11 protein-coding genes are annotated in these 13,288 nt (G+C 71.5%); 5 read left to right on the top strand and 6 right to left on the bottom strand.

What is annotated here, in order from left to right; translation table 11 throughout:
• From WME97_RS00085 to WME97_RS00075, 3 genes are all read right to left on the bottom strand, one after another.
• A complete protein-coding gene (locus tag WME97_RS00085) occupies positions 1 to 576 on the bottom strand; it encodes a hypothetical protein (protein WP_437548420.1) in 576 nt (191 codons plus the stop codon).
• A 3-nt stretch (positions 577 to 579) separates the two neighbouring features.
• Positions 580 to 1,563 carry a porphobilinogen synthase gene (gene hemB / locus WME97_RS00080; RefSeq protein ID WP_272097060.1) on the bottom strand — a complete coding sequence of 328 codons (984 nt, stop codon included), beginning with the start codon at positions 1,561 to 1,563 and terminating at the stop codon, positions 580 to 582.
• A 210-nt stretch (positions 1,564 to 1,773) separates the two neighbouring features.
• Positions 1,774 to 2,151: a DUF4339 domain-containing protein gene (locus tag WME97_RS00075; protein ID WP_437548418.1), complete on the bottom strand. Its 378-nt coding sequence runs from the start codon at positions 2,149 to 2,151 to the stop codon at positions 1,774 to 1,776.
• A 202-nt stretch (positions 2,152 to 2,353) separates the two neighbouring features.
• On the opposite strand from WME97_RS00075, the gene cobA reads away from it, so the two are divergent.
• Positions 2,354 to 3,958 (top strand): uroporphyrinogen-III C-methyltransferase, encoded by a 1,605-nt coding sequence (cobA, locus tag WME97_RS00070; RefSeq protein WP_437548417.1) that lies wholly within the window; start codon positions 2,354 to 2,356, stop codon positions 3,956 to 3,958.
• A 330-nt stretch (positions 3,959 to 4,288) separates the two neighbouring features.
• On the opposite strand, the gene WME97_RS00065 is transcribed toward cobA, so the two are convergent.
• Positions 4,289 to 7,111, bottom strand: a complete 2,823-nt coding sequence (locus WME97_RS00065; protein ID WP_437548415.1) for an ArnT family glycosyltransferase — start codon at positions 7,109 to 7,111, stop codon at positions 4,289 to 4,291.
• A 97-nt stretch (positions 7,112 to 7,208) separates the two neighbouring features.
• Entirely contained in the window at positions 7,209 to 8,225 is a 1,017-nt protein-coding gene (locus tag WME97_RS00060) for a response regulator transcription factor (RefSeq protein ID WP_437548413.1), read from the bottom strand.
• A 149-nt stretch (positions 8,226 to 8,374) separates the two neighbouring features.
• Between WME97_RS00060 and WME97_RS00055 the strand changes: the two genes are divergently transcribed.
• Entirely contained in the window at positions 8,375 to 9,334 is a 960-nt protein-coding gene (locus WME97_RS00055) for an RluA family pseudouridine synthase (protein ID WP_437548411.1), read from the top strand.
• Here WME97_RS00055 and hrcA read toward each other — a convergent pair.
• Positions 9,327 to 10,370: a heat-inducible transcriptional repressor HrcA gene (hrcA, locus tag WME97_RS00050; protein ID WP_437548409.1), complete on the bottom strand. Its 1,044-nt coding sequence runs from the start codon at positions 10,368 to 10,370 to the stop codon at positions 9,327 to 9,329. The two genes, WME97_RS00055 and hrcA, sit on opposite strands and share 8 nt — an antisense overlap.
• A 344-nt stretch (positions 10,371 to 10,714) precedes the next feature.
• Between hrcA and WME97_RS00045 the strand changes: the two genes are divergently transcribed.
• The 3 genes from WME97_RS00045 to WME97_RS00035 all read left to right on the top strand — a co-directional run bounded on the left by WME97_RS00045 (position 10,715) and on the right by WME97_RS00035 (position 13,259).
• Positions 10,715 to 11,509 carry a hypothetical protein gene (locus tag WME97_RS00045; RefSeq protein WP_437548408.1) on the top strand — a complete coding sequence of 265 codons (795 nt, stop codon included), beginning with the start codon at positions 10,715 to 10,717 and terminating at the stop codon, positions 11,507 to 11,509.
• Positions 11,510 to 11,586: 77 nt separating this feature from the next.
• Positions 11,587 to 12,648: a hypothetical protein gene (locus WME97_RS00040; protein WP_437548406.1), complete on the top strand. Its 1,062-nt coding sequence runs from the start codon at positions 11,587 to 11,589 to the stop codon at positions 12,646 to 12,648.
• Between the two features lie 98 nt (positions 12,649 to 12,746).
• A complete protein-coding gene (locus tag WME97_RS00035) occupies positions 12,747 to 13,259 on the top strand; it encodes a Fur family transcriptional regulator (protein WP_437548404.1) in 513 nt (170 codons plus the stop codon).
• Positions 13,260 to 13,288: the final 29 nt, after the last annotated feature.

Raw genomic sequence — 13,288 nt, 5'->3', positions numbered from 1 at the left:
CTAGGGCGCCGCGCTCCCGCCGCCGGGATCGGCGCCGTCGCCGAAGCACCTGCCGACGACGGTGCCCCCGGCGGCTCCCATCCCATCGCCGTCGCCGTCGGCCCCGCCTCCTGCGGCGCCGGTCGCGCCGTCATCGGCGCCGATCGCGCCCCCGGCGACCACCCGCAGCCAGTACTCGGAGCAGCTGCCGTTGACGACGATCAGGTGCTGGTCGTCCACGCAGGGCACCTCGGCCTGGTTGCCGGCCGCCTGCGCCAGCGTCCCGCCGCTCTTCGTGCCGTCGCGCTCGAACGACAGGTACACCTGCCACCACCGCGGGCGCGCGCCGAGGTGATGCTTGAGCGCGTACCGCATGCCGCCCGGGAAGTAGAGGAGCTCCCCGTCCGGCGCCGAGGTCTCGTAGATGCCCCCCTCCGGTGTGGCCTCGACGAACTCGATCGGCGGGTTCGCTTCCTCGGACCGGTCGCACCTGTTCGGCGAGCACCCCGCCGCGAACGCCGCCGACGCGCCCACCGCCCAAGCGGCGGCCCACCTCAAGCGCTGCGCGGCGTTCCCGCCTGCGCCCTGGCTCCGCATCGCTCAGCCGAGCCAGCGCGCGGCGTCGAGCGCGTGGTAGGTGAGGATGAAGTCCGCCCCGGCGCGCCGGATCGACGTCAGCAGCTCGATCACGGCGCGCTTCTCGTCGATCATTCCGCGCTCCGCGGCCGCCTTGATCATCGCGTACTCGCCGCTGACGTTGTACGCGCCGAGCGGGAGCGTCGTCACCTCGCGCACGCGCGCGATGACGTCGAGGTACGCGAGCGCCGGCTTGACCATGAGCATGTCGGCCCCCTCTTCCTCGTCGAGCGCCGCCTCGCGCAGGCCTTCGCGGGCGTTCCCGGGGTCCATCTGGTAGCCCGCCCGGTCGCCGAACTTGGGCGCGCAGTCGGCCGCCTCGCGGAACGGCCCGTAAAAGCCGGACGCGTACTTCACGGCGTAGGAGAGGATCGCCGTCCCCGTCAGCGACTCGGCGTCGAGGGCGCGCCGGATCGCGGCGACCCGGCCGTCCATCATGTCGCTCGGCGCGACCACGTCGGCCCCCGCCTTGGCGTGGACCACGGCCGCCCGCGCGAGCACCTCCAGCGTCGCGTCGTTGTCGACGTCCACCGCCCCGGACGCGTCCTGCCGGAGCAGGCCGCAGTGGCCGTGATCGGTGTACTCGTCCACGCACACGTCGGTGATCACGAGCAGCTCCGGCACGGCCTCCTTCATCGCCTTCACGGCGCGCGGCACGGGCCCGTCCGGGTCGTAAGCGCTCGTGCCCGACGCATCCTTGATGCGCGGGAGCCCGAACAGGATCGTCCCGCCGATGCCGAGCTCCTTGCAGAGCCGCGCCTGCGCTGCCGCGGCGCTCACGGGCAGCTGCGAGACCCCCGGCATCGTCCCGACCGGCCGAGGCGCGTCGAGCGCCTCGTTGAAGAAGAGGGGGAGGATGAAATCCCCCGGATGGAGGGTTGTCTCGCGCACCAGGGCGCGGAGGGCGGGCGAGCGACGGAGCCGGCGCGGTCTCTTCGTGGGGAACACGGCGGCGGAGCATAGCAGCCCTGCGCCCGCGTGAGCCGCTCCGGTCCAGAGGAGCGCGCGATCCGTGGATCGCCTGGGCGCTGCGAATCGGTTAGTGTTCGCCCGAAACCGCCAACATGAGAACGGCCCTCCACCTCCCGTTTTGCGGCCGCGCTCGCCCCGCCGCGCGCGGAGCCCGCGCCGGGCGCGGCCCGCGCGCGCAGCCATCGCTCAGCGGTGGGCCGCTCCAGAGCGCGCGGCCGAGCGCGCCGCCGGGCCGGGGCGCGGCGTCATCGGCTGGGGCGCCTGCTGGGACGACAGCGGAAGCGTGTCGTCGTCGTCATCCGCTGCCGAGCCCTCTTCCGGCTGCTCCGCAGGCGTCGCCGTGGCGGCGACCGTGACCGTTGCAATGTCGGACAGCGGGCACCACACGGTCCATGCCTCATTGCGGACGAAGCTATCGAGGGGGACCACTCCGCTCTCGATGCCGCGCGCGAGCTGGTCGAGCTTGACCGGCCCGACCGAGCGCTCCCCGTTGGTGACGTACCATCGGTCCGGAAAGCCGCGCTCCGAGCTCAGCAGCTCCTCGACCAGTTTCACAGATCTCATCGAATGGACTCCAGAAACCGCCGGACGTTGAATCGACCGGAGCGATTCTAATCGCATAACGCACCGGGTCAACATCACTGCAGAATCGCTATGACAATCAACGTCTGTCATGCATGAACGAGAGAATGACGGGAGTTTGACTGTGTTTCCGAGGCGTAACGATCCTTCCGAGGAGGGCCCCGGCGCAGCGGCTGCGGGGGCAATGAACGACGGAGCGCCGGGCGCGGCGAGGCCAGGCGTCGTGTACCTGGTCGGCGCCGGCCCGGGGGATCCGGGGCTCCTCACGCTGCGCGGCGCAGAGCTCCTCACCACGGCAGACGTCGTGCTACACGACGAGCTCGTCCACCCCGCGCTGCTCGACCGCGTGCGGGAAGGCGCCGACGTGCGCTCGGTCGGCAAGCGCGGCGGCGATCGGGTGGTGAAGGACGCGAAGCAGGCGGAGATCGACGCGGAGCTCGTCGCGCTCGGCCTCGCGGGCCGCAGCGTCGTTCGCTTGAAGGGCGGCGATCCGTTCCTCTTCGGGCGTGGCTCGGAGGAGGCGGAGGCGCTCGCGCGGGCCGGGGTGCCTTTCGAGGTGGTGCCGGGCGTCTGCTCTCCGCTCGGCGCGACGGCCTACGCCGGCATCTCGCTGACGCACCGGCACATCGCCTCCAGCGTGATGATCGTCAGCGGCGTCACCCGGGCTGGCAGATCCTTCGACTGGAGCGAGCTCGCCTCCGTCCGCGGGACCATCTGCGTCCTGATGGGCATGCAGGCCCTCGACGCGGTGGTCGCGGGGCTGATGGGGCCGGGGCGCCGCGATCCCGCGACGCCGGCGGCGGCGATCCAGTGGGGGACGCGGGCCGACCAGCGCGTCGTCTCCAGCCGCCTCGACGACCTGCCTCGCCGCGTGAAGGAGGCAGGGATCGAGAGCCCAGCGGTCATCGTCGTCGGCGCCGTCACCGGCCTGCGCGACACGCTCCGCTGGTTCGATCGGAAGCCGCTCTTCGGCAAGCGCGTGCTCGTGACCCGGCCGCGCCACCAGGCGCGCTCGACGTCGAGGCTCGTGCGCCTCCGCGGCGGCGAGGCGGTGGAGCTCCCGACCATCGAGATCCACCCGCCCCCCGACCCCGCGCGCGTCACCGACGCTGTCCGCGGCCTCTCCGGCTACCATGCCGTCGTCTTCACGAGCGAGAACGGGGTGGCCTGCTTCTTCAAGGAGATGGAGCGGCTCGGCCTGGACGCGCGCGCCTTCGGCCCCGCGCGCCTCGCCGCGATCGGCGTCGGGACCGCCGCCGCGCTCGCCGCGCGCGGCGTCCGCGCCGACATCGTCCCGCGGGAGTTCCGCGGCGAGGAGCTCGCGGAGGCCATCCTGGCCGACCCGGTGCTGGCCGGACGCCGGGCGGCGTCCCCTCGAATCCGCGTGCTCCTCGCCCGCGCGCTGGTCGCCCGCGAGGTGCTCCCCGAGCGCCTCCGCGCCGCCGGTTGCGAGGTCGATGTCGTGCCTGTCTACGAGACCCGCCCTGCGTCGGCCGGTCGCCGCGAAGAGCTGCTCGGGGCGCTCTCGGCGGGCGCGATCGACGTCGTGCTGCTCACCTCGAGCAGCACCGTCGACAGCCTCTGCGATCTCCTCGGCGAGGGCGCCGCAGCGCGCCTCGAGCGCGTGCTCCTCGCGAGCATCGGGCCGATCACGACCGCGACCGCCGAGAAGCGGGGGCTCCGGATCGGCGTGACCGCGGAGGTCAGCACCACAGCAGGTCTCCTGGACGCGCTGGATCGACATTTCACTGCAATGCAAGCGACCCCTGGGGGCGCCGGGAGCGAATGAGCTGGTCGCACGATGTGCGGCCGGCGCAGCTGCGGAAATAAAGAGAGCGTCGCAGCGGACCTGGGGGGGAAAGGTCTCCGCCGCGACGCTCGATCCCAGGGGAAAGCAGGGCGCGTGCCTGCGACTTCTTCAAGTGGATTCAGGCACTTAGGACGTCCTGGCAGGAGTCCCCTTGCGCTGCTGCGCCGCCACGGCGACAGAGATGCAAGGACACTCCTGATTCAGCATGACCGTCGAACATCGACAGCGGCTTTCCCAAAGCCGGAGCAGGCGTACAGCGTCACAGCCGGACAGCGCTTGTGAGATGAGCGCCCTCCGGCGCCGCTCCGCTCACTCGAACGTCGCTCGCACCACGAGGAACTTGTTGTTGAGCTCGAGGGAAGTGAGCTTCTCGAAGATGCGAGGGCTGCCGAGCTCGTTCGACAAGGAGCCCGTGCGTCCGTGCTCGGTGACGAAGTAGAAGGTCTTCACGCCCTTCTTCTTCTGCTCATTGATGTAATCCTGGAACTTCTTTCCGCTCGACACGAAGGCCGCCAGCCGGTTGCCGGCATAGAAGTTCTCGCCCTTCCAGTTCAGCTGGTAAGCGACGAGCGGCCCTGGGATCTGCTGATTCGCGCGCACGTAGGCGAGCAACGTCTCGCGTTGCCCCCAGTGAGGCGACGTCCGCACGAAGTACACGTCGATGCCCCACGCCGTGAACACGACGGCGAGCGAGAGGAGCGCGTAGACGACGTGGCGGCGCCAGCGCGCGACCATCAGCAGCAAGCACAGGGCAGCCGCGGCGGCGGTGAAGGCCCACAGGGCCGCGGAGAAGTCGAGCGACTGCGGCCAGGGGCGCTTGTAATTGTACGTGAACAGGTGCAGCAGCCTGGCCTGGCTCGGCTGTCCCTCGCGCACCATCGCGAGATCGCGCCCGACGAGGAACACGAGGAGCGCAGCGCCGAGCGCGACGGCGCCGAGCATCGCGCGCTCGTAGCTGACCACCGCGGCGGAGCGCGCCGACTGCACCGGCGAGGAGGCGCCGATCGAGCGGCGCGCGAGCCCTCCCGCGCGGCCGTCGAGGCGCAGCATGTCGTCGAGCAGGATCCCCGTGAGCATCGCCGCCGGCGGGACGGCCGGCAGGATGTAGTGATGGAACTTCGTCAGCATCAGCGAGAACAGCGCGAAGCCGAAGAGGAACCACATCGCCAGGAACACCGAGGCGTCGCCCTGGCGGACGTCGGCCGAGCCGCGCTCCCCCGGCGCCGCCCCCTCGCGCCGCCTGAGCCACCACACGAGCGACGCGGGCACGAGCCCGGTCCACGGGAACATCGCGTAGCCGAGCTGCCACACGTAATAGCGGAAGCTCACGTCGTCGCCCTCGTTCGTGTCGTGGACGTGGGTGAAGGCGCGCTTGAACATGTCGTGGAACAGGAGCCTGTCGGTGAACGGCTGGCCGTGCCGCGCGTACATCGCGACGAACCAGGGCAACGCGACGCACGCGAGCACGAGCAGCCCGACGGGGATCTCCATCTTGAGCACGTCGCGGTACCGGCGGGAGACGACGACGTAGCCGAGCGCGCAGAGCACCGGGAGCCCGAAGCCGGCCGGCCCCTTGGCCATCGTGGACAGGGCAGCGAAGAACCACGCCGCGAGGAAGAGGAGCCGCTGGACGCGCCGCTCGCCCCAGCTGGCGTACAGGACGATCGCGAGCGTCTGCGCCCAGACGAGCGCCTGGAGCGCAGGCTGAAGGCCGGGGAGCACGGGCAGCACCGACCGGCAGGCCTCGTTGCCGGGCAGACCGCAGTTGCCCGGTGAGCCCGAGCTGAAGACGTCGCCGCGGAAGTGGAGGCCGAAGGGCGAAAGGCCGATCTCGACGTGACGCGAGAGGAGGTAGAGGATCTGCGGCAGCGCGCAGGCGAGGATCGCCCCCAGCACGAGGTGATAGGCCGAGAGGCCCACCTTGAGCGGGCCGAGATCCACCTCGTAGACGCGCGCCTCCTCCGCGTCGTCGGTGTGGATGCCGAGCAGGAGGAGCGCCATCGCCGCAGCCATCGTCGCGACGAACGGCATGTCGGTCATGGTCTGGTGGGAGACCAGGAACCACTGCGGCATCGTGGCGAGGACGAGCCCCGCAAGCAGCCCCGCGCGGCGGCTGAAGATCCGCGAGACGGCCTTGTAGAGGAGATAAACGGCGATGAGCGTCAGCGCGAAGACGGGGAGCCTGACGGCCCACTCGGGCCACGGGGTGCGCCCCTCGGCGGCCGCCGAGAGCATCTCGCCCGAGCGGTAGCGGACGCCGAACGCGGCCATCGCGAGCGCCTGCATCCAGAAGTCGAGCACCGGCTTCGACCAGAACCAGCCGTCCTGCGCCCACCAGAGCGAGATCCAGTCGTTCCTGGCCAGGATCTCGCGCGCGACCTCGCCGTAGTGCGTCTCCCAGGGATCGGTGAGCGAGTGGCTCCCGAGCATGGGCAGGTAGAGCAGCGTGACGACGGCGACGAGCCAGAAGCCGTGCCGCCGGCCGAGGGGGCGCGGAGCTCCCGCCTCGTCGACGCGGCAGGGGCCGAGGCGCTCGCCGAACCGGAACGCGCCGATGACCGCCGTGAGAAACGCGGCAGGGACGGCAATGGCGGGCACCGCCAGCGAGAGCAGCGTCGGCGCGCCGTCGGACGAGAGGGGGCTCGGCGAGAAGAAGCCCGCGACGCTCAGCGTGATCAGGACGAAGAGCGCGACGAGCCCACCCCCGAGCAACGCGAGCGGGCCGAGGAGGTCGCGGATCCCGACGCGCGTGGCGACGCGCTCGGGGGGATCGTCGAACGTGCCGAGCAGATCGAGCAGACCAACCGCCGCGATGGCGACGCCGAGCGCGCCGATCGGGACACCCCAGCGCAGCTGAGGCGCGAGCGCCATCACGACGAACGTGAGGAGGGCGCCCGCGGCGGACACGGCAGCGCCACGCCAGCGGAGCGGGTTGCCCTGCGGCACGAGGCGAGCCTCGTCGGCATCGGCCGCGACCCCGGCCATCCCGACCCTACCGTCGCTCTCTGCCGACCCGTCGCCAGCGGAAGGCGCGCGCGGCTCAGGTGCGCTGGGGCTCTCCAGATCGCCCGCGGCCGTCCCGTCGCGGGCGTCCGCGGGCGCACCGCTGCGTTTGTCGTGTGTGTCGTTCATGGGCTGCGCCAACCGCGGAACGAGGCGCGGCCCTGGCGTAGCAACTCCAGGTCGCCGGACAAAGCAGCCGCGGCCAGGCAGCGGCCGCGGTGGGCGCCTACTTCGTCAGGCGCGCGATCTCTTCCTTGATGATCGTCTCGGCGAGCACCGGCACGACCTCCCACACGACGCGCTCCACGACGTCGCGGGACAGCGCCATCACGGCCTCCACCTGCTCGGAGGTGAGGCCGAGGCCTTCGAGCTTGCTCGCCATCTGGCCGTTGACCTGCGCGGAGGCGGTCGCGGCGACGGCGGCAGGCCCCGTCGCGGTCTTCGGCACGCCGGACACCGGCGTCGGCGAGAAGGCCATCGTCGTCGTGACCGGCACGTTCGCCGAGCCGCCCGGCGCCGTCTTGACGGAGGCCTGGGCCGGCACAGCGCTCGTGGCCGGCGCGTTGGGCGTGTAGATGAGGGTCTTCGCGCGCTGGAGCGGGCTCGCTGCCGCCTGCTGCGCGGCGGCCGCGGGCTGCGCGGCGGCTGCGGCGGGCTGCGCCGCAGGAGAGCGCGCGGGCGCAGGCGCCGCGGCAGCAGGGGCCGCCGCGGCGGCGGGCTTCGCTTCGCCGCGCGACGCCAGCAGCTTCTTGACCTTGTCGATCATCTGCTGGGTGTCGAACGGCTTGTCCATGTGATCGTCCGCTTGCGCGCCCGATCCCTTCGCGGGGTCGAACGGGTTCTGCTTGGACGACAGGATCAGGACGGGCGTCGCCGGTGAGGCCTGCTTGATCGCCTTGCACAGCTCGTAGCCGTTCTTCGGCTCGAGCGTGACGTCGGCGATCACCAGGTCGGGTTTATCGCTCTTGAGCTTCTGCAGCGCAGCGTCGGCGCTGCTCGCCGTCACGACGCGGAAATCCTGACCCGCAAAGGTGATTTCGAGCACTTTGCGCATGGTCACGCTGTCGTCTACGGCGAGAAGGGTGCTGGCCACGAACGGGTCTCCTCTCAGATGGCGAGAAAGCGGCGACGGCTCTGGATATCTTCGGCCCCCGTCGCGCGATGTGTCAACATTCGCGGTGTATTTCGCCCCCGCGTGCCCCGCGGAGGCGCGTTTTTCCGCGCCGGTAGAGCCCGGTCCCACGCTGGTGGGCGGAGCCGAGGCGCCCCGCTGAGCTCTACATGCGTCCGCTCCGACCCGCCACTCCGCCGAGCCACGAAGACAAAACCGCCAAAACGACCGGGGTCCACCCGGCCGCCCAGGTAAGACCTCCGCAGGATGGCCGCTGGACGGTGCCCGCCGAGCTGGATCGGCGCCCGCTGGACGGGGCCGTCCGTGCGCTGGCCGAGGTCTCGTGGTCCGACGCGCGCCGGTTGATCGAGACCGGCAAGGTGCTTGTCGGGAGCGCGGTGGCGACGAGCGCCCGTCGGCGGGTGCTCGGCGGGGAGCTGATCGAGGTCCGCCTGCACGCGCCGAGGCCCGAGACCGTGCGGCGGCGCAAGCTCGAGGGCGAGCTCGTGGTCTACGCGGACGCGAGCGTCGTCGTGGTGAACAAGCCCGCCGGGGTGAGCACCATCCCGTTCGGCGACGAGGATCCCGCGGAGCAGGCCGCGACCCTCGACGCGCTGGTGCGCGAGGTGCTGGCCAGGCGCGACCGCCTGCGCGGGCGCGCGCCGCTCGGCGTGGTGCAGCGCCTCGACAAGGGGACGAGCGGGCTGCTGGTCTTCGCGCGGACGCTCGCCGCGAAGAAGCACCTCGCGCAGCAGCTCCGCGTCCGCGCGATGCACCGGCAGTACCTGGCGCTCGCGCACGGCGCCGTCCCGCGCGGCACCTACCGCAGCTACCTCGTCGAGGATCGCGGCGACGGGCTGCGCGGCTCGGCGCGTGACGGGCGGCGCGAGGGGCAGCTCGCGGTGACGCACGTGGAGCCGATCGAGGTGCTCCGAGGGCCGCAGGAGGGAGCCGGCGCCGGGGGCGTGACGCTCGTCGCGTGCCGGCTCGAGACGGGACGCACGCACCAGATCCGCATCCACCTCGCGGAGGCCGGGCACCCGCTCGTCGGCGAGACCGTCTACGTGCGGGACTACCGCGGGACGAGGATCCCGGCCGCGCGGCTGATGCTCCACGCGGCCGAGCTCGGCTTCAACCACCCGGCCGACGATCGGCCGATGCGCTTCCAGGCGCCGCCGCCCCCGGACTTCGACGACGTGCTCGAGCGGATCCGCGCGCCGCAGCGGAAGGGCGCTACTTGACCTTGCCGCGGACCTCGGTCATCGCCGCGGCCGTGGCGTCGACCAGCGGCATGACCTTCGCGTAGTCCATCCGCGTCGGGCCGAGCACGCCCACGGTCCCGGCGACGCGGCCGTTCTCCATGTACGGCGCGGCGACGAGGCTGAGCTGGCCTCCGCCAAGGTCGCCCGCCTCGCTGCCGACGAACACGGTGACCTCACCCGCGCCGGCGGCGAGCGTCCGGTCGAGCAGATCGACGAGCTCCTCGCGCTCCTCGAGCGCCTTCATCAGCTTCTTGAGCCGGTCGACGTCGGCGTACTCAGGCAGATCGATCAGGCGGTTCTGCCCCTCGATGACGACCTCGCTCCGCCGGGTCACGTCGGCCGTCGCCTTGCTGCCGAGCTCGAAGGCGCGGCGCCTCAGCGCGTCGATCTGGAGGCGCTCGTCGGCGAGGCGGCGGGCGAACAGGTCCCGGATCTCGCCCAGGGTGCGCCCCTCGATGACGTCGGTGAGCAGGTTGTGGATCCGGGTGAGCTCGCCCTCGTTGATCGCCTCGTCGGCCGAGATGAAGCGGTTCGCGACCGAGCCGTCGGCGAAGACGAGCACCGCGAGCAGCTGCCCGGGCTTGGTCGGGATGAAGCGCAGCTGGGCGAGGGCGCGGAGCTCCGCCCGCGGCGCCGCGACGACGGCCGCGGCGCCGGACAGCTCCGAGAGGTAGCGCCCGGTCTCGCGGAGCGGATCGTTCGCCCCCGCGTAGATCTCGGTGAACCTCGCGCTCAGCTCGGCCTGCTGCTCGGGGGACAGCGACCGGAGCTCGACGAGCGCGTCGATGAACAGCCGGAGCGCGCGATCGGTCGGGATCCGCCCGGCAGAGGTGTGCGGCTGGTGGAGGTACCCCGCCTCTTCGAGGTCGGCGAGCACGTTGCGGATCGAAGCAGCCGAGAGATCCAGCCCGTACTTCCGGGCGAGCGTCCTGCTGCCAACTGGGTCGCCCGTTGCGATGAACTCGGTGACCGCGGCGAAAAGGATCTTTCGAGCTCGGTTGGAAAGATCACCCATGTCAGTTGCATGCAGCGCACAAGCACGCCGCGGTGGCTACCTGGACCAGGGACCGCCCGGACCGGGAAGCCATGCGGGCCGGACCTTCGCTCCCGTACGTCAAGCTGCGCGTGCGGGCGCTTGACCCACGGACGCGCATGCGACCCATTTTGAGGGGATCGCGCGGCCCGGTCAAATGTCGCGGTAGGATCGGGCAGTAGCCACCAGCCCCCCCGCGCACGGGGGCCCCGATCCACCGGATGGCGGCGCGGCCGGCCACTCGGCCACGTGGTCGTGGTCGTAGTCACTTGGCCCCCCCGAGAGGGTCGGCCTGCCTTGCTTCGCACGAGGGATGTACCGCAACGATGCCGCCCGCACGCCATGCCGCCGCTGCCTGCGCGCTCGCCCTCGCGCTCGGCCCCCTCGCCGTCGCGCCGAGCGCGCAGGGCAAGCCGAAGGTCAGGTACCACCAGGACTGGGCGAAGCACCCGTCGGCGCGCTACGCGGCGATGAGCGCGGAGCAATGCCGTGCGGCGCTCACGCAGCGGAAGATCGCGTTCCAGCCGGTGCAGCGCGCGCCGGGCGTGCTCGCTCCGGTGCGGCTGATGCATGGGGTCGGCGGGGTCCTCTACCGGACGGCGCTGCCGGCCCATCAACGCGCGGGAAACCCGCACGACGTCTTCGACTGCCGCCTCGCGCTGGCGCTCTCGGACTTCAGCCGGATCCTCCGCGCGCACGACATCGACGAGGTGCTGATGTTCTCGGCCTGGCGGCCTCCGGCCAGGATGTGGCCCGAGGGCAGGCTCGCCACGAGGCACCCCGGCGGGCTCGCGATCGACCCCTACAGGTTCGTCAAGGAGCGCGTCGGCGGCGGGTTCGCGGAGGACTGGCTCGAGGTGGAGCGCGACTTCGTCGGCAGGCGCGGCGCGCCGGTCTGCGGCGAGAGCGCCCGCCCGACCGGGCGGCCCCGCGGGGCCGGCAAGGGGGCGGGCAGCGGCCCTCCAGCGGACGCGGCGGCGCGAGAGCTGCGATCCATCGTGTGCGAGGCCGTGGACCAGCACATCTTCACGTCGATCCTCACGCCCAACTACGACCGGGCGCACAAAAATCACCTGCATCTCGAGGTGACCCCCGGCGTCCAATGGCATCTCGTGCGCTGATCCGGGAGGGGCCGTCCTCCGTCCTCCCGCGCGCAAACCCGCTCTCCCTTCGAGGTCGACCCGCTATGTTAGCCCGCGTGCCCGCACGAAGACCCCCGCTCTCCCGCGCGTCCGCCGCGCTGGCGCTCGCCGCCGTCGCGCTGTCGTTCACGTTCGTCGGCTGCCCCTGCGTCAGCGGTCCCGTGAACGCGAGCCCCGCCCTCCGCTGGTTCCTGTTCTCGAACTTCGGCGCCAGCAAGATCTGCCCCGAGATGCTGAAGAGCGGGGTCTCGCTGCGCCTGCAGGACAGATCGGCGTCCATGGGGCGGTTCTTCCCGATGCAGTGCTCGTACGACGTCAACGACGCGGCCCAGACGATCACCGTCCACATCGCCGGCACCGGCTACGGCTACATGCAGCCGGCCAAGCGGGTGGGCTTCTCGCTCACGACGTCCGTCGAGTACCGGCCCGACTTCCAGCTCGCGGACGATAACGTCTACGTGTGGGGACGGCTGAACCGGATCGTTCAAGGCCCCAGCTTCCAGCTGGGCTACGTCGAGAACCCGGTCATCGACGTGATGGCCAACGTCCCGCCGTTCGGAGGGCTCGCCAACCTGCTCGGCAACCAGATCGTCGCTGGCGAGCTGACCCGCGGGTTCACCGTCCTCTACAACGAGGAGACCGGGAAGGACTTCACGCTGGGGATCCTCATGCCGCCCCAGCGACCGCACCACCCGTTCGAGGCGGAGGACGAGGAGCGGTACACGTTCGCGAACGAGACCGTCGAGGTGTACGCGAACCAGCGCGACTACCTCGGGCCGTTCGAGGTCGCCGACCCGGACCAGGCGCTCTACCTCAAGGTCAGCGCGCAGGGCGCGCCCGTGGACCTCATGATCGTCGACAAGCCCACCGGCGACGCGTGGCGCGAGGCGTACCAGACCGGCAAGCCGCTCGGCCCCCCGCCAGGCCCGGTGCAGGCAGGCGGCCCTCTCCAGCCCGGGATCATCGAGACCCGCCGCTACGCGCTGCGCCCGGGCCTCTACTACGTCGTCATCGACAACACGGCGGCGGCCGGCCTGGTCGCGCCTCCCATCACGCTGCTCAGCCCCCTCGGAGGTTCGGCGGCTCAGATCAGCTACATGGCGCAGGTCGGCGAATAGCGCCGACGAGCGGGGCACAGGCAGCATCGGCGAGGCCGCGCCACGTGGGCTCGGTCACCGGCCTTGACGCGGTTCGCCGCGAACGGGATAAACTTGCCATGGCCGTCATGGAGAGAGAGGGGAGCAGCGCCAGCCACGTGGACCAACTTGCCCTCGACCGGCTCCGCGCTCGCCTCCAGGCGTACATGGAGAAGAAGGGGCTGAGATCGACGGCGCAGCGCCGGCTGATCGTCGACACGTTCTTCTCCGGCGCGCCGCACATGACCATCGAGGACCTGCTCGCGGAGGTGCGCGCGCACGACCGAGGCATCGGGTACGCGACGGTGTACCGCACGCTCAAGCTGCTCGCGGAGTGCGGCGTGGCCTCCGAGCGACGCTTCGGGGACGGCCTTAGCCGCTACGAGCTGGCGGACGACGCCAGCACGCACCACGACCACCTGATCTGCGTCAACTGCGGGAAGATCATCGAGTTCGAGGAGCCGCGGATCGAGGCGCTCCAGGAAGAGATCGCCGCGAAGTACGGCTTCGACGTGACCTGGCACAAGCACGAGATGTACGGCGTCTGCGCGGACTGCCGCGACGCCAAGGACACCACGCCCGACGTCTCGTAGCCCGCCCCGGCGCGGCGAGGAGCCCCGCG

The organism is Sorangium sp. So ce367, assembly GCF_051520455.1.
Lineage (GTDB): Bacteria > Myxococcota_A > Polyangia > Polyangiales > Polyangiaceae > Sorangium > Sorangium cellulosum_B.
This window is presented reverse-complemented; position numbering and strand designations above follow the sequence as displayed.